This is a genomic window from Actinoalloteichus sp. GBA129-24 (assembly GCF_001941645.1).
Lineage (GTDB): Bacteria > Actinomycetota > Actinomycetes > Mycobacteriales > Pseudonocardiaceae > Actinoalloteichus_A > Actinoalloteichus_A fjordicus.
The window spans coordinates 893,475-915,322 of the sequence record NZ_CP016077.1 but is presented as its reverse complement, the minus strand read 5'-3'; the positions used below and the strand labels follow the sequence as shown (position 1 = coordinate 915,322).

Sequence of the window (21,848 nt, the reverse complement as noted above, 5' to 3'; positions counted from 1 at the left end):
TCGTGTCAGGCGGTCTCCATCTCCAGGGTGGACCCCGTACGGGAACGACGCACCCGCAAGCGGGTCGGAATGCGCTGCCGCAACTCCTCGACATGGGACACGAGCCCCACTATGCGCCCGCCCGCGCGGAGTTCGTCGAGCGTGTCCATCACGAGGTCCAAGGTGTCGGGGTCGAGGCTCCCGAAGCCCTCATCGACGAACAACGTGTCGAGAAGTGCGCCTCCCGTCTCCGCCGCGACGACATCGGCCAGGCCTAACGCCAGGGCCAGTGAGGCCAGGAACGACTCGCCCCCGGAGAGGGTCTTCGCCGGGCGCGCTCGGCCGGAATAGTCGTCGACGACATCCAGCCCGAGGCCGCCCCTTTTTCCTCGGGCACCTCCCGCATCCGAATGCACGAAGGAGTACCGGCCCTGGCTCATCCGTTGCAGCCTGCGGGTGGCCGTCACCGCCACCTCTTCGAGCCGAGCGGCCAGCACATAGGACCGCAACGACATCTTCCGGCTGTTCTGGCCGCGCCCGTTCACGACATCGGTCAGGGCCGAGAGGGTCGCGAAATCCGACTCCACCGGCGCGAGTTCTCGGGCAGCCTCGGTCCATCGCGCCGCCAGCCCGGCCAGTTCCTCATCGGCCGCCTCGGCCGCCCGCAACCGGGCGACGGCCTCTTCCGCCGTGCGGCGCGCACTGTCCGCCACTGCTGTCAGGACCTCGACGTCCGGAACCTCGGCGGTCTCGGCCTCGTGGAGCGCCGGATCAGCAAGCTCGGCGCGCAACGCTGTCTCCTGCCGATCGACGGACCGCAGGGCTTCGTCGAGTCGGGTCATGGCGGGCTCGTCGCGCGATGCCGCCAGGGCATCGTCCACCCCGTCGAATCCCGCCTGTGCGACCGCCGCGCGCAACCGATCGCACCGATCGCGCAGTCGCTCCGCCGACTCGACGGCAGCGACGGTGCACTCGGCTAGCTTGTCGACGACCTCGGCGGTCGCCAGCAGCACCCGCCGCCGCGCAGAGACGTCGGGAAAGCCGGCCGCAGCCGCCGTGAGCCGGTCGGCCCGCTCGGCGATGAGTTGCTCCAGGTGCTCCACCCTGCTGCGAACCGAACCAAGCTCGCCCTCGACCGTCAATCGATCGCGATGCAGTTCAGCCGACTCCTGCTCCAGACGATGCAGGAGATCAGCTCGCTCGCTCTCGCGGGCCGCCAGGTCTACGGCGACAGACAGCTCCGTCGCGGCCTCGTCCAGTGCCGTGGACAGCTCCGGCTCGCTGCGGCAGGCAAGCTGTTCGAGGATCGTGTCCCGCGCGAGCAGCTCGGCCTGCACACGCGCAGAGGCCGCCTCCCTGGCCAGCGCAGCCTGGTGTTCTGCGTCGACGGCCGTCTGCTCCTGCAGCTCGGTGACCAGGGACGTGTGCTCGGCAGGTGCCGGGTGATCGCGCGAACCGCACACCCCACAGGGCCCGTCCGGCACCAGTGCCCCCGCCAGCTCGGCAGCCATTCCTGCCAGCCGTCGATCCCGCAGATCGAGCAACAGCTCACGCGCGATCTGATGAGCGTCGACGGCGTCCTGCCCGGCCTGTCGAGCCGCGACCAGACGCTCCTCGGCCGAGGGCAGTTCACGTGCGGAGGCACACAGCCGGGTCAGTTCGTCATGTCGTGTCCGGAGCCCGTCGAGGGCAGCCGAGGCGGCCGTGGCCTCGGCCAGCTCGCGCCGCGCCTCATTCAACTCGGTGGGCAGCTGCTCGGCACGACGTTCGAGTTCGGCGAACGCCTTCTCGGCCTGGTCCCGGTCCGAGAGGGCCTCGGCCAGCCGCAGCCGATCCGGTTCCTGACGCTCGGCTTCCGCGACCAGCCCGGCCAGCCTGCCCGACTCCTCCCGACGAGCGGCCGCGAACGCGCGGAGATCCGCCGCCGAGGACCGGTCGGCAGGACTCTCATCCTGGTCGACGACGAAGGCATCCGAACAGGACCGTTCCACCGTCGTCTCGTCGGGCCGTACCGATGGGACGAGTTCCGTGACCGAGGCGTCGCCTGCGTTCTCCGGCCACGTGGCGGCGACGGCGCGGACCTCGTCCTGTGCCGCCGCGACCCTCTGACGCCGATCGTGCAGGTCGGTCGCCGCCCGGAGTCGCTCCTGCTCCTCGGCGGCGACCGGTGCGGCCCGGCGAGCATCGGCGAGCTCCTCAGCCCACGCCACCCGCTCGTCGTGCCGCTCGGCGAGTTCGTCCAGCCGGGCGAGGAGTTCTCGTCGACGAGCGGCAGCGGCAGCCTGGCGCGCCCCGTCGACGGCCGCCTGTTCCGCACGTCGCCGTCGGTCGGCGGCGAGCCGTTCCGACTCTCCTGCCTCATTCCGTTCTTCGACGACTCGCCCCCGCACCGCGTCCACCCACGCAGCCACCGGCTCGTCGTCCTGCGGCGGCTCCGTTCCCGCCGCCTGAGCTATCCGGGCGACGAACTGCTCCACCCCTCGGCGTGCCGTCTGCACGTCCTGGTGTCGCGCCGTGCGCCGTTCGCGGAACCAGCGCTCGGTGTCGGCGAATCGCTGAGTGCCGAAGAGCTGTTCCAGCAGCTTCTCGCGATCCTCGGTCTCAGCTCGCAGGAACTGGGCGAACTCGCCCTGCGGGAGGAGGACGACCTGGAAGAACTGGGTGTAGGTCATCCCGATCAGCCTGCCGACCGTCCTGGCCACCTCGTCGATCCGGCTCAGACCGTCCGGGGGGTAGCCGACGGGCACGCTGCCGAGCCAGCCAAGCGACACCTTCGCCTGCACTGTGGTCGTGCCGGAGCCGCGCTTCTTAGGTCGCTCGAACTCGGGACTGCGAACGATTCTGATGCGATGTCCCTGGATAGTGAGCTCCAGTTCCACTCTGGTCGCGACGGTGTCCGCAGCATGATCACATCGCAGCCTGCGTACCTGGCCTCTCGCACCGGGAACCTGCCCGAACAACGCGTAGGCGACGCCGTCGAGCAGCGTCGTCTTTCCTGCGCCGGTCTCGCCGTGCAGGAGGAACAGGCCGTCCGCGCTCAACGCATCGAAGTCGACGTGCACCGTGCCCCGATACGGGCCGAACGCCGTCATCGCCAACCGATGAAGCCTCACGATCGCACCTGCTCTCCGCCGACCGAATTGAATGCGTCATCGAGCAGCCGCAGCTCGACCTCGTCGGGTTGCGCGCCTCGGCAGTCGGCGACGAAGGAGGCGGCGAGCTCCCGATCGTTCTTGCCTCGGACGGCCTCGGAGTAGTGCAGCCCGGCATTCACCAGCCCGCCCGCAGGCTGCCAGTCCAGGTGCACGGCATGGGGAAAGCGCTCCTGGAGCCGTCGCATCGGCTCCAGGGGGCGAACGCGATCAGTCAGGGTGACCGAGAGGTAGCACTCGGCCAGGGCCTCGTGTTCCGGGTCCGCCAGCAGATCGTCGAGCCTGCCCGTCAGCATCGCGAGTCTGCGCGGAACCGGCAGTTCATGTCGGCGCACCTCGCCGAGCCCGTCGGCGTCGAGGTCGACGAGCCACACCGACTTGCGGTGTGCCCGCTCGGAGAACGAGTACGCGAGTGGACTCCCCGAGTAGCGGAGTTCTGGTCGCAGGGTCTGCGGTCCGTGTAGATGGCCCAGTGCGACGTAGTCGATTCCCGCGAACACCGACGCGGGCACCTGCTCGACCCCGCCGATCGCGATCTTGCGCTCCGACTCGCTGCCCTGGCCGCCGGTGACGAATGCGTGTGCCAGCACCACGGATCGCACTCCGGGACCACGAGCCGAGAGATCGGCGGTGATCCGTCGCATCGCCTCGGTGAGGACGCCGGTGTGGCCTGCCTCGATGCGCCGCCCGTCGAGCTCCATGCTGTGCCGGGCCGGGTCCGGGTCCAGGTAGGGAATTCCGTAGAAGGCCACCGCTCCGTGCTCGTCGTCGAGGACGACGGGAGCGTCCAGCCCGGAGATGCGGGTCCGCAGATGCAGCCCGCCTGCCGCGGCGAAGTCCGCATACGCCCCCAGTCTGGGAGCCGAGTCGTGGTTTCCCGGAGTGAGCACGATGGTGGCGCCCGCGTCCCGCAGTGCCGCGAGGACGTGGTGACAGACGCCGACCGCCTCGCCGGACGGCACGGCACGGTCATAGAGATCGCCCGCGATGACGACCACGTCGACTCCTTCCGCCCGCACCAGTTCTGCCAGTCCTGCCAACACATCCCGTTGATCGCCGAGCAGATCTCGACCGTGGAACGTACGGCCGAGATGCCAGTCGGAGGTGTGGAGGATGCGCATGCCGTCACGCTAGAGGCCGTCGGCGCGCAGATCACTCTCAACCCCCGAGATCCACTCGAACGTGTGTTCGACAGTCCGATCACGAGCATCCACCACCTCGGGTGGGCCATGATCGGTCCAGGACGACTTCGTCCACTCGGGACGAGACCGGCAGGAGGTTGGACATGTCCGCAGTAGTGATCAGCACTGCGGCGATCGTGCTCGCGCTGGCTCTCGCGGGCGCTCTCGCCCTGGTGTGGCGGCTCTACACCGACAGCGTGCGGCGCACCGATGCCGCGATGGACATGGTGGGCGCGGAACGGACCAGATCCGCAGAGCACCAGGCGGCGCTGCGCCGTTATGAGGTCGCGTTCGCCTCGATCAGCGGGCGAGGCGAGTTGGGCGAGCAGATGCTCGTTGAGACGGCCAAGGCTCTGGGCCTGCGCGAAGGTCTGCACTTCACGGTCCAGACCGACCTGGCGGGCGGCGGCTCGGCACGGCCCGACCTCGTCCTCTCGGTCGGCGACGGCAGGCAGGTCCCGGTCGACGCCAAGACCAGCCTGGCCTGCTGGGTGGAGGCGGTCGAGACCGACGACGCGACGGAGCGGGCCGACGCACTGCGCGTCCATGCCCGCAACATTCGCGCCCGCGCCGCCGAACTGGCAGGACGGGAATACCAACGCTGGGCCGACGCCATCTACGGGGCGATCATGTTCGTCCCCTCCGACGCGGCCGTCGTTGCCGCTCTCGACACCGACCCGCACCTGCTGCGATGGCTGCTCGACCGCCGGGTATTCCTGTGTGGTCCGACAGGCTTCGGCGTGCTGGCCTCCGCCGCACTGTTCTCGGCCACGGAGCGCGCCTTGGCCGAGGACGTCGAGCAGGTCCGACGTCAGGCCGCTGCGGCGCACCGGTCGGCGGGTGCCGCCGTCGACGCGGTCAATCTGTCGAGCACCCATCTGCAGAGATTCCTGTCCGCGCGGAGGAGGGAGCTCGACGCACTGGAGGGTTTCAGGGCCGCCACGGAGCCACTACAGGAGGCGGCAGCCAGCCCCACGGGGCTCGCCTCCGTCCGGCGAGACGAGACGGTCGCGGCCTTAATACCAGCCGAGCGGCAGTCGCTGCCCGAGCCGTCGCACGAACCGATCGGCGCCAATGGAGACGACTGATGAATCTGGACTGAACGGCCAAGGACGACATTCACCCGACCTGCCCGGATGGTGAACTCGCCAGTCCGACCGAATCCATACGGTGAACAGATTACGGTGGACGCCGTGAGCGCCTCCCGCGACCGTGAACAGCTGCTGTCTGCCGACGAAGAGCCGACAGAGATCCCTTGGGCCGAGCGATCGGCATTCCGCGACTCCCGAGGGATCACCTGGTGGATGGCGATCCTGGTCGCGCTCGGGTCCACCCTGATCGGCACCCTCGTCGACGTGCTGTTCCTTGACGGGCCCCGGCTCGTCTCCCAGGTGATCTACGCGCTCGGCTGCGTACTTGCCGTGGCGCTGGTTCAGCGGCAGAGCCTGTTCGGGCCGATCGTCCAGCCGCCCCTGATCCTGGGGGTGTCACTCCCGCTGATCCTGTGGTTGACGGGGAGCTCCGCCGGCGGCGGCATGGCGGGGATGGTCCTGAACCTGGGACTGCCACTGATCGACGCCTTTCCGGTGATGGGAATCACCACCGTGCTCACCGTGGGGATCGGGCTTGCCCGTTACTTTCTGCAACGAGAGCCGCTGCTGGACGCAGAGGACGAGTCCACCCCGGTCAGGAAGAAGACCGCCGACGCCCGGAAACGACCCACGAGGAAGTCTCGGACCGGCGCGGACCGGTCCGACGAGTCCCGCCGAGAAGGAGGAGCACGGTCCGCAGGATCGAAGTCGAAGGCAGAAGGCAGGCCGCGGCCGTCCTCAGAGGCACGGGCAGCCGGACGGTCCGCGAGTGCGGCGGGCGCGGCGCCGAAGGGCGCTCGCGCATCTTCGGACAAGGCGGGCGTGCCCCGGCGACCGAGCCGCCCGGCCAGGCCGCGCGATGATGAGCCGGGGGAACGACCCGCTGGGGAGCCTCGCTCGTCGGCACCCCGCCGGACGAGTGCGGCGGGCAGGCCGCAGGGCAGTCGGACAGCTCGGCAGGAGCCCCGTACGGGGCGGCCCGCACGCGCGCCTCGGGAGCCCGACCAGCCCGACGCGGCAGGCGGGCGGGCCAGACCAGAACCTCGGCGACGGCAGCCCCGCCGCCGAGATGACCTCGACGACTGATCTGATCCGACCATGGCCGAACCGCCTGCCTGCGCTGATCGACGACCAGCCAGGCAGGCGATCAACCATCACAACCAGCCGAGAGTCGGTCCGATCAGACCGACCAGCGTGTCCAGGGCCGAATACCGGACAGGCAATGCCATCACTCGAGGCGACTACCGACCTGCCCCGATCACCAACCGGGCTAGACCACCAACCGGGCTAGACCGCCCAGGCTCGCCCATCGACCAGGCAAATTGACCCCGCAGGCAGGGCGACCAGGTCAGATGCCTCATCAGGCCGGACAGCTGATGCGCTCGACCGGGCCGAGGCGGGCGGGCGGCGGACCCCCGTCAACGGAGACGGCAGCCAGCCGAACGGCCGTCGACCGACCACCCGACCCGGCCGCCTGCCGGACCGGCCCGCAGCCCGCAGCCCGCAGCCCAAGATCAAAGGCTGCGGGTCCGCTGGCACTGCAGGACGCCTCAACGGACGTCGGACATCGCCTGTCGAAGCTCGCGAGGCAGTGCAAAGGTGATCTTCTCGTTGGCGGTGGTGACCTCTTCGACCTCGCCCCAGCCGCGTTCCGCCAGGTAGTCCAGGACGCCAAGCACCAAGACATCGGGCACCGACGCGCCGCTGGTCACACCGACCGTGGTGACACCGTCCAGCCAGCTCTCGTCGATCTCACGCGCGAAGTCGATCAGATACGCGGCGTCGGAGCCCGACTGCACCGCCACCTCGACGAGCCGCTTGGAGTTCGACGAGTTCTGCGAGCCGACGACCAGCACGAGTTCGCATTCGGCGGCCATCGCCTTGACGGCGACCTGCCTGTTCTGAGTGGCGTAGCAGATGTCGTCGGACGGCGGGTCGCGAAGCTCGGGGAAGCGCTCCTTGAGCTGGTCGACCCGCTCCATGGTCTCGTCGACGCTCAGGGTCGTCTGCGACAGCCAGATCACCTTGGACGGGTCGCGGACCTCGACCTTGGCGACGTCCTCAGGCCGGTCGACGAGCTGCACGTGATCTGGGGCCTCACCTGCGGTGCCCTCGACCTCCTCGTGCCCTTCGTGGCCGATCAGCAGGATGTCGTAGTCGTCTCGCGCGAAGCGCCTGGCCTCCTGGTGGACCTTGGTGACCAGCGGGCAGGTCGCGTCGATGGTGCGCAGCCCACGCCGCTCCGCCTCCTCATGGACGGCGGGCGAGACCCCGTGGGCGGAGAACACCACGAGGGCGCCCTCCGGGACCTCGTCGGTCTCGTCGACGAAGATCACTCCTCGGTCCTGCAGAGTCTGCACGACATGCTTGTTGTGCACGATCTCCTTGCGCACGTATACCGGGGCGCCGTAGGTGTCGAGGGCCTTCTCGACGGTGATCACCGCGCGGTCCACGCCCGCGCAGTAACCACGCGGCTTGGCCAGCAGCACACGTTTACGGGCGGTCGTCTCGGCCTGCTCCTCCGCAGGCTGACCTGCAGGCTGCGAGGAAGAGGCTTCTGGCGTCGAGGCGGTCATGGCCCCCAGCCTACGGACCTCCCCCGGTGGAGCCCACCCTGCCGCCTGGCGGTGATGACGCCGGTTTTGCCGGTTCGCGCTGTGCAGCCGCGCCCACCTACGGCACGCTGAGAGCATGACGAACTTGCCACTACCCGTTCGGCTGGCTGCGGGTCTGGCGGTGACCGCCGTCGAGCAGGCCCGCAGACTGCCCGAGCAGCTTGCGGGACTGCCGGTCACGGTGGTCAGTCAGGCCCTCGCCCTGTCGATGCGGGTCCAGCAGCAGGTGACCGAACTCGCCATCAAGGGCGACGAGGCACTGTCCGGGCTGCGCACCCCAGAGGAGAATCCCGAGTGGGCGACGTTCGACGAGGACCTGCCCGCCGATGACGTGCCGTCGGCGTTCCGGGCGGGCTCCCCCCGCCCGGACACCGATGACCACGATGCCGATGACGCCGGTCTCGGTGAGTCCGCCCTCAGCGACCCCGTTCTCGGTGACGTTCGCGCAGGCCGTGACGCTCGATCCGGCCGTGCGTCCACCCGGTCGTCGGCGGCCGCCACCGGCAGCAGCCGCGACGCAGGCAGCGACGGCGATGCGGACGCCGACCGCCCTGGTTCGCAGCGCAGCGATTCCGCCGGAGGCCGGTTCGCCGGGGCCGTGGTCCCCGAGGAGGACTCCCCGCACCCGTCCGATGCGCCCGTCACCGGCTACGACGCCTTCAGCCTCGCCCAGCTTAGGGGCAGGCTTCGGGGCTTCTCGCCGGAGCAGCTCAGGGCGCTGCTCGCCTACGAACAGGCGGGTGAGGCACGGCCCGCGTACGTCCGGATGCTGTCGAACCGACTGGTCACGGTGGGCGCCGAGTGACCCCGCCTGCCCCGCCGGACTCGGGAGCCTCGGGCCCTGCCTCCCCGTCCACGCCTGCCCCGCCCACCTCGCCTGCCGATCCCTGGCCGGTCCGCACCGTCGCCCGCAAGATCTCCGACTGGGTCAATCGCCTCGGCTCGGTCTGGGTGGAGGGTCAGATCACCCAGATCTCGGCACGCCCCGGCACCGGAACGGCGTTTCTGACCCTGCGTGATCCGGCTGCGGAGGTGTCGCTCACCCTGACCTGCCCCGCCGGGCTGGTGCGGTCGGCCAGCCCGCCGCTGACCGACGGCGCGCGCGTGGTCGTGCATGGTCAGCCGACGTTCTATCTCGGCAGGGGCACGCTGAGTCTGCGCGTGGACGAGATCAGGGCGGTGGGCATCGGCGAACTGCTGGCCCGCATCGAGCGACTACGCAGGCTGCTCGCCGCCGAAGGCATGTTCGATCCGGCGCGGAAGCGACGGCTGCCGTTCCTGCCGAATAAGGTCGGGCTGATCACCGGGCGGGCCTCGGCCGCCGAACACGATGTGATCACCAACGCCACCGCACGCTGGCAGTCGGTGCGTTTCGAAGTGCGCAACGTGGCGGTGCAGGGGACGACTGCGGTGCCACAGATCGTGACGGCCCTGCGTGAGTTGGACGCCGACCGGGACGTGGAGGTGATCGTGTTGGCACGCGGCGGCGGCAGTGTGGAGGATCTGCTGCCGTTCTCTGACGAGACGCTGTGTCGCGCCGTGGCGGCCTGCGGGACGCCCGTCGTCAGCGCGATCGGCCACGAGCCGGACACCCCGTTGGTGGATCACGTCGCAGATCTTCGCTGCTCGACCCCGACGGGGGCGGGGAAGCGGGTCGTGCCGGACATGGCGGAGGAGGTCGCGCGGATCAGCCTGCTGCGGGACCGAGGACGTCGGGCGCTGCACGGCTGGGTGGACCGGGAGACCCGGTTGCTGACCTCGCTGCGCAGTAGGCCGGTGTTGGCGTCTCCGCTCGCTCCACTGGCACATCGGGCGCAGGAAGTGGCAACATTGCGCGAGCGCAGCCTACGTGCGGTGCTGACGGGGTTGTCGACCGCGGATTCTGGTCTCGATGCGACCCGATCCCGATTGACCACTCTCGGACCCGCTGCCACATTGGCTCGTGGTTATGCGGTCGTACAACGTGTTGACGCGGATGGAGCTGCCGGGGTGCTCACATCCATCGCCGACGCCGCGCCGGAAACGGTGCTGCGGGTGCGGGTGGTCGACGGCGCGGTGCGAGCCGTCGTGACACAACCGACCGACAGCGGTGACCGGAGGTAGTGGTGCCCTACCCGGCGAGCAAGCCCACCTTTCTTCCCCTCACCTTGGCTGCGGTGAGGACCTCGACGACCGGGTCAGATGATCCCGCGAGAGCGCCCGCGGACGAGACGGTACGGCGTAGAGCAGAGGAGGCCGACCGCACGGCGGCCGACTGTTGGGTGGGACTGCTCGCCGGGTGTGACTCCCCGGCGCGTCGCGACCTGAGTGCTCGGCTCCTCGCGTTATCGACCGCGCTGTCCTCGGCCGCGGGCCAGGACCGATGGAACGACTCTGCGCACGGCAGGCGGGTCTCTGCGGCCGCGCTGCGCATCGGTGCGGCGGTCGAGGAGGGTGACGGCGAGGAGTTCGCGGAGGCCGTCAGCGGTTACGACCAGACCGTGGCCACCGCAGTGGTCTCCTTGGGGACGCGCCTGGGAAGCTCGACGGTGTGAGCGAACAAGACGAGCAGTCGACGGCCGACGCCGTGCAACCGGATGCCGAGCAGTCCGCGCTGGGCTACGAGCAGGCGCGAGACGAGCTGGCCGAAGTGGTGCGCAGGCTGGAGGCAGGCGGATTGTCGTTGGAGGACTCCCTGGCGTTGTGGGAGCGAGGCGAGGCCCTGGCCACCGTCTGCGAGCGGCGACTCGCGGGCGCGCGGGAACGCGTGGAGCGCGCCCTCGCCTCGGTGACGCCCCCCGACGACACCGAGCGCTGAGCGCCCGGACCAGGTGAGGCAGGCAGGGCAGACAGCCTGCCCGACCACCGGTCTCACGCCTTCTGATGCCGACGTCCGCCGAGCAGAGAGGTCCCGCGCACCGGACGGCAGGACTCTCTCGCGGACGATTCCGGCGACGGTGCGGTCGAGACGGCCACCGGGATGTCCTCGACGCTCCCGTCCTCGCGGTGGACGAGGTGCCCTCCGTCCCCACCGGTCGACGACAGGCACTCCGGCCCTCAGCGACAAGACACGACAGCGTCGGTATGGCGGTCCGACTCAGGCCGAACAGTGCGCTCGGACGGGTGATACGGAATTCTGGGCAATGATCGGCCGACGTCGGGCGTGGAGGTTCCGCCCGTGCCCGACAGCGACCCGCGCACGCACGATCTCGGAGGCGACACGGTCGAACCGGTCGCGGTGCAGGCATCGCCGCTCGATCGCGGTAGACCGTCATCACCCGATCTCCCTGGCGATCGTCACGGCAGGCTCGGTCCCGGACTCGGCCCGCGCGGGCAGCACCCGGGCCGCGTGTTGCTGCGCCTGCCTGACCGGCCGATGACAGGCTCGTTGCGGACTCACCCGACGACGAGGCCGACAGGCCCAGGTCCCGTGTATCCGGCAGTGTGAAACCACTTGGACGATCTCGGCGGTGCGGTGCGGTGCGGTGCGGTGCGGTGCGGTGCGGTGCGCTGAGGTGCGGTCACAGTCACGGTGAAGCCTCGCCGCCCCCGCCGCCCGGAATCCGGCAGGCCGCTCGGTGATCAGCCCGGCAGGTTCGCAGCGGCGAACACCCGGACGCACCCCCCGGGCACACGCGAGCCCACCTGTTCGGGCGGGTCAGGACTACTCGCCCCAGCCGGGATTGCCGAACACCGGGCGGTGAACGCGCAACGCTCCCCGATTCGGATCAGCGCCCGGCAGCCGCACGAACACGTTGCCGTGCCCCAGCCGACCCCCCGACGTATCCAGCCCGCCGCGAATCTCCGGCGCAGCCACCCGGTCCGGCCAGGTCATGCCGGCCTGCGCAGCCATCTGACCAGCAGCGCAGCCACCTCGGACCGACACGGACACCGTGTCCGCCACAGGCACCGTGTCCGCCACAGGCACCGTGTCCGCCACAGGCACCGTGTCCGCCACAGGCAGTCGTCTCGGAGCGCCCCCCGAAGAGCGCTCCGAGACCGGTGCGAACCCCACTGGACGCCGGTGGCGGGCGCGGCGGGCATCTCCCACCCCGCCGCGACCCGTCAGTCAGAGTCCCTGCTCAACCCGCAGACCTCGTCGAGACGACCTCCGCCGTCTCCTGCATCGGGTCCTACCTCTGGGCCCCTTCCGAGCTCTCACCAGGGTGCCCCTCCACCACGTCCTCCGTTTCCGAGACCGCGTCGCCGTCGCCGGGCGGGAACTGTCCGGCCGGAACCTCGATCTCTTCACAGGGCAAGACCTCGCCCTCGCCCATCGCGATCGAGAGGCTGCTGACGTCCTCCGAGCCAGTGGTCTCGATCACCAGCGAACGGCCGTTCTGGAAGTCCGCCGGATTGAGGGCGAAGCTGGCATAGGGCGTGCCGTCTTCACCCATCCCGATCTCGACCGAGGTCGCGCCCGGCGGGATTCCCTCAGCAGGCAGCCCTGCTTCTGGTGCTTCGTTCGCCTCGCCGTCGACGTTCGGTTCAGGCGAATTCTCTCCGCCTGCCGACGCGGTCACACCGTCCTCGCTGATGACCGCCCCCGACTCGCCGGGAAGAAGGCCGTGGTGAGCGTCGTCGGGGGCGCCGTGCATGGCGAACCTCGGCTGTCGACACATCATGCCGTCCGGCAGGTAGTCCACCGTGGCCGGAATCCCCGCCTCGGCGAGCGCGCTCTCCAACTCGTCGCCGTCCCGGAGATCCGAGATCTCGATGCGAACCATCCCGTCGTCCTGCTCCTCGACGGAGAAGGCGGCAGCGCTCGCGCCGCCCACTGTGAGCATCAAGGCCACGGCGCCGGTCGTTCCGACTGCGGTGAGGCCTGCGGCCGCCGCCAGTCGAGGACGTCGAACACGAGCGGCGAAGCCCGCTGCCGGTGTCACAGCGGTGACTGGCTGCCGACCGGCCTGCTCCGAGACCACCTGCTTCAGCTCGACGAGAAGACGCTCTTCGAATCGACGGGTGCCGTTCCGGTCACTGCTCATGTCCGTGCCTCCGCTGCGGTCGTCGTGGTGGTGGTGTTCGCGGTCGAGGACAGGTGGTTGCGCATCCGGCGGCGGGCGCGGTGCAGGCGCACCCTGGCCGCGACCGACGAGATGCCGAGGGCCCGCGCGGCGTCCGAGATCGACAACCCGTCGAGGGCCGTCAGTTCCAGGACCGCTCGCTCGCCGTCGGAGAGTCGGTCCATCCCGAGCATCAGCCTGCGTGCCGATGCCTCGGCATCGATCCGATCCACGAGTGCGGCGATGTCGTCCTCATCGGCGAGTTCGCGGCCCGCGATGCGACTCACCACGGCCAGCCCCCGTGCCCTGCGACGCCGGTCTGCCGAGACGACGTTGCGGGCCACCCCGAACAACCAGGCGGCCTCCCTACCACGGCGAGCCTGGTAGGTGTGGGCCGAGTGGATCACGGCGAGGAACACCTCGGCGGTCAGGTCGGCCGCGAGGTGCGGGTCGTCGACGCGACGGACGATGAACCGCTGGACCGAGTCCACGTGTGTTCGATAGAAGCGCTCAAAGGCGTCTTGATCGCGCGATAGTCGCGCAAGATCCGATTCGGATCGTTCTGCTGTCATTCCGTCACCCGATCGCCGTGGCCATTGACGACAGTTCTTGGTCGCGGACGGCGCCAGTGTTACCCGCACCGCGTCAGGCCCTCGAATCAGCGCACCGCACCTGCGGATCGACACTCATCCCACGCGGCGCAGGCGGGGCGCCGTTCTGGCAGTACCGCCGCTGGTGAGGCGGGCAGGCTGCTCGTCGTCGCGGTCGGCGTGCCGAGCAGACGCCGCCGAAGCCCGGCCGAAGCCGAGGCAGGCACGCAAGGGGAACCGTTCACGCCGCAGGCGAGTATCCACTGGTCGGGCGGCAGTCAATCGGCCGCGCGTTCTCCCGGTGCTCCGGACGCAAGCCCGGCAGGCCGCGCAGGCAGGCCGAGCGGGGTGCGGTCGACACCGCACCGACGCTGCACGATGCGACCGGCGTCGATCGACGACCGAGATCGGCCCGCGGCGAGATCACCCCCGCCATCCGAATCGCCCAGTCGACAGCGTCAGCTCGTCGGAAGGACGTCCGCCGCGACGACGGCCTCCGCCAGGGTGTGGAAGTCCGCCTCCGTTCCGGTGCCGGTGAGGAGCACCAGACTGTCATCGAGTTCGGTCACCCACACCGTCTCATCGCGTTCACCCAGGTAATGGACCCATTCCGAGCCCGCCGAGGTCACCACGCCCTGCCCTGCCGCAGCCTGCCGAGTCTCATAGCCGACGAGGGTCCCCTCGTCCGCGTCGGACTGCGACAGTCGCAGATAGGCCCCCTCCGACGTCAGCCACCCGACGCGGACGGCGTGGCGGCCTGCGGGATCGATCTCGTTGACGCGCAGTGTCGTCGCCTGCCAGTCCGCCGGCGCCTCGGGCAGCCGCACCGGGAAGTCCACCCGGTCGGCCGCGCGGCCCAGCCCCTCGGCCACGTCGACCGTCGGCGCCGGGATGGCCGCCGGATCGGGTCCGGTGGGGCTGAACGAGCACCTGCCGAGCAGACCGGCTCCCAGCAGGATCAGCGTCGCGAGCAACAGCATCGATCCGACCATGTCCTTGCCGGTCAGCGACGCCCGATTCGGCTTCTGCAGCGGTGGCGGGGTCGTCTTCGGCGCTGTCACATCGCCCATCGTCTCAAGCGCCGAGGAGCCGACCGGCCCCGGTGCCGTCGACGACGCCGCAGGCAGGCCGGTGACGGCGGAAGGTGGGCGGGGCCGGGCGCAGCTGGGACGCCCTCCGCCGCCCAGGCGTCGCACGGAGCGAGCAAGGCCGATGCGTCGAGCACGGGTCCGGGCTGGCGGGGCGAGGACATCGCAGGCCCCCGACCTGCCGCCTGAACGACCCGCGATCCGGCGGTTCGCGACACCCGATGGCCTGAGGGAGCGCATCGATCGAGTGTGTCGCACCACCTTGTTCGATCCACTGCCACGTCCGCCCCCTACGGTCCTGTGATCTCTGCCAACATCGACCCACCCTCCTGCTCTGAATCGAGTAGGAACGCCATCTCGGGAGACGCCATGAGCACGCCGCCGCCCGCAGCAAACCAACTCGCCGAGCCGGACCCGGCCGCACCCCGCCCGGAGGCGCCGGACCGCAACCTCGCGATGGAACTGGTCCGCGTGACCGAGGCTGCGGCGATGGCCTCGGGCCGTTGGGTCGGCCGTGGCGACAAGATCGGGGGCGATCAGGCCGCCGTCGACGCGATGCGCAAGCTGATCGGCACCGTCTCGATGCGGGGCGTCGTCGTGATCGGCGAAGGGGAGAAGGACGAGGCCCCGATGCTGTTCAACGGCGAGAAGGTCGGCGACGGCAACGGACCCGACTGTGACGTGGCGGTCGACCCGATCGACGGGACGACGCTGATGGCCAAGGGCATGCCCAACGCCCTCGCCGTGCTGGCCGTGGCCGAACGAGGCGCGATGTACGACCCCTCGGCCGTCTTCTACATGGAGAAGCTGGCCGTCGGCCCGGAGGCGGCATCCTCGGTGGACATCGCCGCCCCCGTAGCGGAGAACATCCGTCGGGTGGCCAGGGCCAAGCAGATCGGCATCTCCGACGTCACCGTCTGCATCCTGGACCGGCCGCGCCACCAGGACCTGGTGCGCGAGGTGCGGGAGGCGGGCGCGCGGATCAGGTTCGTCTCCGACGGCGACGTCGCGGGCGCGATCGCGGCTGCCCGCCCCGGCACGGGGGTCGACCTGCTGCTGGGCATCGGCGGGACGCCGGAGGGGATCATCGCGGCGGCGGCGCTGAAGTGCCTCGGCGGGACCATGCAGGGCAGGCTGTGGCCGAGGGACGACGCGGAGCGGGCGAGGGCTGTCGAGGCCGGGCACGACCTGGATCGGGTGCTGGAGACCGATGATCTGGTGCGCGGTGACAACGTCTTCTTCTGCGCCACCGGCATCACCGACGGAGACCTGCTGCGCGGCGTCCACTACCGCGCAGGCGGCTGCACGACCCAGTCGATCGTGATGCGCTCGAAGTCGGGGACCGTGCGGCTGATCGACGGCTACCACCGGATCACCAAGCTCCGCGAGTACGCCTCGGTCGACTTCGGCTCGGCAGGCGAACAGCCGGACTATGAGGTGCCGCTGTCCTAAGCCGCAGCCGTCGGTGCGGAGGCTCGTTCGGACTGCCAGGCGGTCAGGGCCGCCGGCGGGTGATCGAGGCCCCCAGTGTTGGTGGCACCACGCCTCAGTGGCACCGCCGCCGTCGACGCCTCCACCTGCTCAGCCGGAGTAGGCCGATCGGACCATCGGCGCTGCTCCGTCCTTAGCCTTCTCAGCAGAGTTCAACAGAAAGATCACCAGGCCGGTTTCGATCAATTCTCCGCCAGGGACCTCAAGCGACAAGAAGATCTTGCCGCTTGAGGACTTGGAGGAAGAACGACGCAGGCAGCATCGTCTCCCGGACCGTCAGCAGGATCGGTCTCCAGCGCCAGGGGTCTGCACGATCATCAGTTTCGTCCTAGCCGCGATCGCGCCCCTGTTCTGTCCGATTCTGTTCGGGCCCGCAGCGTTCATCCTGGCGATCGTCGGCTACGCCAAGGCGACCGATCCCTCGCCAAGTGCGATACCGGTGGCGATCGCGGCCACGATCGCCGGTTTCGCCCTCGGCGCTCTGGTGTTCCACGCCATAGCCTGACCGTCACCCTCTCTTGATCACCGGCTGACCAGACCCGGCACCGCCGGATGAGATCGCCTCCGGCGGTGCCGCCCGCACACGACCACCACCCGGTTGCGACGCCAACCAGATCTTTACCGCCCTCTTTGACCCTGTCGACACAGGTTCGTTCACGAGAAGAGGGTTCATGCGACTCCGAAAGTCCGTCGCGGCGCTGTTCGCCGCCGCCGTCGCTCCCGTCTTGATCGCCACGGCGGGACCCGCCGGCGCGACCGAGGACGCCGACACGCGCACCTCCCCGGCCGTCGAGGCCGAGACGCAGGCCTCCGACGCAGACCGCATCGAGACGATGATCGTCGGCGGCCGGGATGCGACCCAGGACTACCCGTTCATCGCGACGCTGGTCCGTCCGGACGGCTCCCTCGGTTGCAGCGGCAGCCTGGTCGACGAGAACTGGGTCGTGACTGCGGCGCACTGCGTCTACGGCGGTAGGGCCGACGGCAGCAACCTGCGCGTGGGCAGCATCAACGGCCACGAGGGCGGCACCGTCGTCGACTTCACCGAGATCGTCATCCACCCGGACTACGACGACTCCGAGGTCACCCGCATCGACATGGACATCGCGCTGCTCCGCCTGGAGAGCCCGGTGCCCGACGCCCAGCCCATCACGCTGCAGGCACGTCGTCCCACCGACGACCAGTACGGTCTGCTGCTGGGCTGGGGACAGCAGTGCGCTGAGCCGGGCGGCTGCGGCCAGGCCGACATCCTCCAGGAACTGGACGTCCTGATCGACAACCGTCTCGGCTGCGAGAGCGGCTTCAACTCCGAGACCGAGCTCTGCCACGTGGCAGCAGCGGGCACCGGCCCCTGTTACGGCGACTCCGGCGGCCCGGTGCTGGCCGAGCGCAGCGGCTTCACCTACCTGGCGGGTCTCACCGCTCGGATGGGGTACCCCGGCGAGAACGGCGGCTCGCCCTGGTGCGGCGAGGGCGTGACGATCGCGACCGACGTCAGCGCCCACTACGGCTGGATCCAGTCGCACATCAGCGCCTGATCTTCATCCTGGGCAGGCGTGGCGGCCGCGCGATCCTCTCGGCCGTCACGCCTCGCTGGAATGTCCGGGGAAGAGATGCGCCTCGGGGTCGAGCGCGACCGCGATGTTGTTGACGGCGGTCGCGGCCTCGCCGAAGCCGGTGGCGATCAGCCGCACCTTTCCGCGATAGGACGCGATGTCCCCGGCCGCATAGACCCGCTCCATCGACGTCCGCATGGTGCTGTCGACCGGGATCGTCCGCTGATCGACGGTAATCCCCCAGGTCTCGATGGGCCCGAGATCGGCGACGAAGCCCAGGGCGGCGATCACCCGTTGGGCGGGCAGCGATCTGAGGTGACCGTCGGCGAGCCTGATCACCACCGCACTCAACCCGGCAGGGCCGTCGAGCAGCTCGTGCACCTCCGCGTCCGTGATGATCGGCACGCCCCGCTCGCGGACGGCCTGCACCATCGCCGGATGGGCCCGGAAGCGAGACCTCCGGTGGACCAGGGTGACGCTGCGGGCGATGGGATGCAGCGCCTCCGCCCAGTCGAACGCGGAGTCGCCACCTCCGACGACGACGATGTCCTCACCCTCGTGCGTCGTCGGTCGGGGCACGAAGTGCAGCACCGAGTCGCCGACGCGCTCCCCCGCACCGGGCAGCGGGCGGGGCCGAAACTCGCCGAGGCCCGCCGTGATCAGCACGGCACGGGCGTCGATCCGCATGCCGTCAGCGAGGCCCACCCGACTGCCGCCCGCAGGCAACGCAACCAGCGTGCGGGCCTGCCTGCCGAGCAGATACGCCGGGGCGCCCCGATCGGCCTGCGCCACGAGCGCCGCCACGAGATCGCGGCCGCGCACCGAGGGGAAGCCCGCGACGTCGAGGATCATCTTCTCCGGGTACATCGCGGTGATCTGGCCGCCCGGCTCCGGCAGCGCGTCCACGATCGCCACCGACAGCCCTCGGAAGCCCGCGTAGTACGCGGCGAAGAGTCCGGCCGGACCCGCGCCGAGCACCAGCAGATCGACCTCGTGGTCCCGGTCTGCCGCCATCGCCGCTCCGCTCCGAGCCTGTCCGCCGGCACTGTGGTGTGGACTACATCCAGGCTATGTGTTGGACGTCGCGGTGCCCAGCGATGCACCCAACCGGTACAAACAGGAGCCATGACAGAGCAGCAGAGTGGCGCTCCGGCCAACGACGGCGAGTTCCGCATCGAACACGACACCATGGGCGAGGTTCGGGTGCCCGCCGAAGCCCTGTGGCGAGCACAGACCCAGCGGGCCGTGGAGAACTTCCCGATCTCCGGACGAGGCCTGGAACGGGCCCAGATTCGGGCACTCGGGCTGCTCAAGGCCGCTGCAGGCCGGGTCAACGGCAGGCTCGGCGTGCTGGACGCAGACCTGGCCGAGGCCATCGCCGCAGCTGCGGGCGAGGTCGCGGACGGGCTGCACGACGCGCACTTCCCGATCGACGTCTTCCAGACCGGCTCCGGCACCTCGTCGAACATGAATGCAAACGAGGTCATCGCGACGCTCGCCACCCGGCACGCCGGACGTGATGTTCATCCCAACGATCACGTCAACGCCTCGCAGTCCTCGAACGACACGTTCCCCACCACGATCCGGGTCGCCGCGACCGAGGCGGTCGTGACGGACGTGATCCCCGCGCTGGAGCACCTGGCGTCGACGCTGAGCAAGCGGGCCGACGAGTGGGCCAGCGTGGTCAAGTCCGGCCGCACCCACCTCATGGATGCCGTGCCGATCACGCTCGGCCAGGAGACGGCGGCCTGGGCGGCCCAGGTCCGCTACGGCATCGAGCGGCTCCAGAGCAGCCTTCCCCGGCTGGGTGAGCTGCCGATCGGCGGCACGGCCGTGGGCACGGGGCTGAACGCTCCCGCCGGGTTCGGCGCGGCGGTGTCGGAGGAGTTGGCCGCGATCACCGGGCTGCCGCTGACCGAGGCGCGCGACCACTTCGAGGCGCAGGCCACTCAGGACGGGGTCGTCGAGGTCTCCGGGCAGCTCAAGACCGTCGCCGTCTCGCTGTTCAAGATCGCCAACGATCTGCGCTGGCTGGGCTCCGGCCCGAGGACCGGCCTGGCCGAGCTGCGGCTGCCGGACCTCCAGCCCGGTTCCTCGATCATGCCCGGCAAGGTCAACCCGGTCATCTCCGAGGCGACCATGATGGTGGTGGCGCAGGTGATCGGCAACGACGCCGCCGTGACCTTCGCAGGCTCGCAGGGCAACTTCCAGCTCAACGTGATGCTGCCGGTGATCGCCAGGAACGTGCTGGAGTCCTGCAGGCTGCTCGCGGCGGTGGCCCGCCTGCTCGCCGACAAGGTCGTGGTGGGCACCGAGGTCGACGAGGAGCGAGCCAAGGAGTACGCGGAGTCCTCGCCGTCCGTGGTGACCCCGCTGAACCGCTACATCGGCTACGAGGAGGCGGCCTCGATCGCCAAGCAGTCCCTCAAGGAGCGCAAGACGATCCGGGAGGTCGTGCTGGAACGCGGCCACGTCGAGGCGGGCAGCCTCACGCTGGAGCAGCTCGACGAGGCGCTCGACGTGCTGCGGATGACCAACAGCACCCGCTGATCTCTCCTGCTCGATCAGCGGCGAACGGGCCGGTCTGGGATCTGGCTGGAGATCAGATCGGCCCGTTCGCGCTGTCTGCGCAGGCAATGCTCAGCCGCGTCCGCCGCAGTGTCCGTGCCGATAGCGCTTCGGCAGCTCGAAGCCGTGCTCGGCGGCGACGCTGCGCAGCCGCCGGGGATAGTCGGTGATGATGCCGTCCACCCCGTCGTCGATCAGCTTGTGCATGGTGGCCTCGTCGTTGATGGTCCAGGGCACGACCTTCATGCCCGCTTCATGAGCCTCCTCGACCATCGCCCTGGTGGTGAAGGGGACGTAGTCCGGGTCACCGACGACACCGTGCTGCGGGGTGCCGTGCACCGGGGACAGTGCGCCGGCTCCGAAGGACCGGGCGGCCTGGACCGGGCTGCCGCCGAAGTCGTCGATGTCGAGGCCGCCGAGCCACGGCGACCGGCCGGGCTCGCCGACCTGGAGGAAGTTCGGCTCGGTCAGGGCGATCAACGGCAGTCGGGGTTCGATTCGCCGCATGAGCATCAGTGCGCCCCAGTCGAAGCTCTGGATCGTGGTGCGGCGCAGCATCCCCGCCCGGCGGATCTCGCGGGCGGCGACGCGGACGAACTCCTCGCGCGGCGCGGTCTCCTCAGGGGCGCCTGCCTCCACCTTGGTCTCGATGTTGAAGCGCACGTCGTGTGCCCCGTATCGGCGGACGAGCTGGAAGACCTCGCGCAGGGTCGGCATCGTCTCGCCGGGCCTCGGCCGCTGTTCCGGATAGTCCGGCTGAGTCTGCGATCCGCAGTCGAGCGTGCGCACCTGCGCGAAGGTGAGCGTGTGCACGTACTTGCCCGCGTAGGGGAAGTCGGGGTCGCCCTCGACCACCGGCGCCGTGTCCCGGCACTTCGCCGGGTTGATCAGCCGATCATGGGTGACGACCTCGCGACCGTCCTCGGTGATCTGGATGTCGAGTTCCAGCGTCGTCACGCCGATGCGCAGGGCGTTCTCGAACGCGGGCAGGGTGCCTTCTGGCAGGTAGGCCATCCCGCCGCGATGAGCCTGGATGTCGAACGACCTGCGGTGTACGCCGCCCGCCGCGTCGGCCTCGCCCGCGATCTGTTCGGCCGCCCGATCGGCACCGGCCGCGTCCGCCGCCGAGCCACGGGTCTGCCCGACGGCTGCCTGCCCGACGCCCGAGGTGAAGAGCACCGCGCCGACCAGCAATGACACCGTGAGCGTTGATGTTCTGACCATCGACGAGTCCCTTCGTGCCGTGGAGAGGCGCCGCGAGTCTGCCGCGCCTGCCTCGCGAGCGTGACAGCGTCACCCGACGACGAGATGGACGTCGGGTTAGCGGAGTACGACGCCCATGCCGCGCGGCGGGACTGCTCTGCGACCTCGTCGCGGCCTCGGCCGGATCGCCGTCCTCGAGGCCGCCGGGCGGCGGTGCACACGTCATTCCGGACGACTCGTCGGCGGGCGCGCACCGAGCGGCCCTGGAGGACCGGTGCGGCCTCGGCTGCCGCAGAGAGCCGGACGACGGCCTCCGCCCGAGGCGACCCGGACGATCTCGGCCCCGGAC

At 70.0% G+C, this 21,848-nt stretch carries 19 protein-coding genes; 10 read left to right on the top strand and 9 right to left on the bottom strand.

The features are described 5' to 3' along the window. Nucleotides 1–5: 5 nt before the first annotated feature. A complete protein-coding gene (locus tag UA75_RS04305; RefSeq protein ID WP_075739081.1) occupies nucleotides 6–3,092 on the bottom strand; it encodes an AAA family ATPase in 3,087 nt (1,028 codons plus the stop codon). Continuing rightward, nucleotides 3,089–4,252, bottom strand: a complete 1,164-nt coding sequence (locus UA75_RS04300; RefSeq protein ID WP_075739079.1) for an exonuclease SbcCD subunit D — start codon at nucleotides 4,250–4,252, stop codon at nucleotides 3,089–3,091. Before UA75_RS04300 ends, UA75_RS04305 begins: the two co-directional genes overlap by 4 nt. A gap of 164 nt (nucleotides 4,253–4,416) precedes the next feature. On the opposite strand from UA75_RS04300, the gene rmuC reads away from it, so the two are divergent. Both rmuC and UA75_RS04290 read left to right on the top strand, forming a co-directional pair. Beyond that, nucleotides 4,417–5,400 (top strand): DNA recombination protein RmuC, encoded by a 984-nt coding sequence (gene rmuC / locus UA75_RS04295; protein WP_075739077.1) that lies wholly within the window; start codon nucleotides 4,417–4,419, stop codon nucleotides 5,398–5,400. A gap of 105 nt (nucleotides 5,401–5,505) precedes the next feature. Beyond that, nucleotides 5,506–6,489 (top strand): DUF6542 domain-containing protein, encoded by a 984-nt coding sequence (locus UA75_RS04290; RefSeq protein ID WP_157433985.1) that lies wholly within the window; start codon nucleotides 5,506–5,508, stop codon nucleotides 6,487–6,489. Between the two features lie 464 nt (nucleotides 6,490–6,953). Here UA75_RS04290 and UA75_RS04285 read toward each other — a convergent pair whose 3' ends face one another. Then, nucleotides 6,954–7,979 (bottom strand): 4-hydroxy-3-methylbut-2-enyl diphosphate reductase, encoded by a 1,026-nt coding sequence (locus tag UA75_RS04285; RefSeq protein ID WP_075739073.1) that lies wholly within the window; start codon nucleotides 7,977–7,979, stop codon nucleotides 6,954–6,956. Nucleotides 7,980–8,094: 115 nt separating this feature from the next. On the opposite strand from UA75_RS04285, the gene UA75_RS04280 reads away from it, so the two are divergent. From UA75_RS04280 to UA75_RS04265, 4 genes are read left to right on the top strand one after another with little or no spacing between them, the layout of a single operon-like run. After that, nucleotides 8,095–8,823 carry a lipid droplet-associated protein gene (locus UA75_RS04280; protein WP_075739071.1) on the top strand — a complete coding sequence of 243 codons (729 nt, stop codon included), beginning with the start codon at nucleotides 8,095–8,097 and terminating at the stop codon, nucleotides 8,821–8,823. Beyond that, entirely contained in the window at nucleotides 8,820–10,121 is a 1,302-nt protein-coding gene (gene xseA, locus UA75_RS04275) for an exodeoxyribonuclease VII large subunit (protein ID WP_075739070.1), read from the top strand. The genes UA75_RS04280 and xseA overlap by 4 nt, the downstream gene beginning before the upstream one ends. Nucleotides 10,122–10,174: 53 nt before the next feature. Next, the gene (locus UA75_RS04270; protein ID WP_157433984.1) at nucleotides 10,175–10,552 is read left to right on the top strand and encodes a sugar ABC transporter substrate-binding protein; all 378 of its coding nucleotides are present in this window, start codon (nucleotides 10,175–10,177) and stop codon (nucleotides 10,550–10,552) included. After that, entirely contained in the window at nucleotides 10,549–10,815 is a 267-nt protein-coding gene (locus UA75_RS04265; RefSeq protein ID WP_157433983.1) for an exodeoxyribonuclease VII small subunit, read from the top strand. Before UA75_RS04270 ends, UA75_RS04265 begins: the two co-directional genes overlap by 4 nt. Before the next feature lie 846 nt (nucleotides 10,816–11,661). Here UA75_RS04265 and UA75_RS32525 read toward each other — a convergent pair. The 4 genes from UA75_RS32525 to UA75_RS04240 form a co-directional block, all read right to left on the bottom strand. Next, the gene (locus tag UA75_RS32525) at nucleotides 11,662–11,850 is read right to left on the bottom strand and encodes a hypothetical protein (RefSeq protein WP_157433982.1); all 189 of its coding nucleotides are present in this window, start codon (nucleotides 11,848–11,850) and stop codon (nucleotides 11,662–11,664) included. A gap of 280 nt (nucleotides 11,851–12,130) precedes the next feature. Beyond that, a complete protein-coding gene (locus UA75_RS04255; protein WP_075739066.1) occupies nucleotides 12,131–12,985 on the bottom strand; it encodes a hypothetical protein in 855 nt (284 codons plus the stop codon). Beyond that, a complete protein-coding gene (locus UA75_RS04250; protein ID WP_075739064.1) occupies nucleotides 12,982–13,575 on the bottom strand; it encodes an RNA polymerase sigma factor in 594 nt (197 codons plus the stop codon). The genes UA75_RS04255 and UA75_RS04250 overlap by 4 nt, the downstream gene beginning before the upstream one ends. Nucleotides 13,576–14,051: 476 nt before the next feature. After that, nucleotides 14,052–14,654, bottom strand: coding sequence for a DUF4245 domain-containing protein (locus UA75_RS04240; RefSeq protein ID WP_198042917.1), 603 nt, complete (start codon nucleotides 14,652–14,654; stop codon nucleotides 14,052–14,054). Nucleotides 14,655–15,050: 396 nt separating this feature from the next. On the opposite strand from UA75_RS04240, the gene glpX reads away from it, so the two are divergent. From glpX to UA75_RS04225, 3 genes are all read left to right on the top strand, one after another. Beyond that, nucleotides 15,051–16,133: a class II fructose-bisphosphatase gene (glpX, locus tag UA75_RS04235; RefSeq protein WP_075739058.1), complete on the top strand. Its 1,083-nt coding sequence runs from the start codon at nucleotides 15,051–15,053 to the stop codon at nucleotides 16,131–16,133. Between the two features lie 259 nt (nucleotides 16,134–16,392). Next, nucleotides 16,393–16,677 (top strand): hypothetical protein, encoded by a 285-nt coding sequence (locus tag UA75_RS04230; RefSeq protein ID WP_157433981.1) that lies wholly within the window; start codon nucleotides 16,393–16,395, stop codon nucleotides 16,675–16,677. Between the two features lie 166 nt (nucleotides 16,678–16,843). Next, nucleotides 16,844–17,710 carry a S1 family peptidase gene (locus tag UA75_RS04225; RefSeq protein WP_075739054.1) on the top strand — a complete coding sequence of 289 codons (867 nt, stop codon included), beginning with the start codon at nucleotides 16,844–16,846 and terminating at the stop codon, nucleotides 17,708–17,710. 45 nt (nucleotides 17,711–17,755) lie between these two features. Here the strand turns inward: UA75_RS04225 and UA75_RS04220 are convergent, their stop codons facing one another. Beyond that, nucleotides 17,756–18,742 (bottom strand): NAD(P)/FAD-dependent oxidoreductase, encoded by a 987-nt coding sequence (locus tag UA75_RS04220; protein ID WP_075739052.1) that lies wholly within the window; start codon nucleotides 18,740–18,742, stop codon nucleotides 17,756–17,758. 111 nt (nucleotides 18,743–18,853) lie between these two features. Here UA75_RS04220 and UA75_RS04215 point away from each other — a divergent pair, with 111 nt between their 5' ends. Further along, nucleotides 18,854–20,278 carry a class II fumarate hydratase gene (locus UA75_RS04215; RefSeq protein ID WP_075739050.1) on the top strand — a complete coding sequence of 475 codons (1,425 nt, stop codon included), beginning with the start codon at nucleotides 18,854–18,856 and terminating at the stop codon, nucleotides 20,276–20,278. Nucleotides 20,279–20,368: 90 nt separating this feature from the next. Here the strand turns inward: UA75_RS04215 and UA75_RS04210 are convergent, their stop codons facing one another. Further along, entirely contained in the window at nucleotides 20,369–21,520 is a 1,152-nt protein-coding gene (locus UA75_RS04210; protein ID WP_083682904.1) for a glycerophosphodiester phosphodiesterase, read from the bottom strand. Nucleotides 21,521–21,848 lie beyond the last annotated feature (328 nt).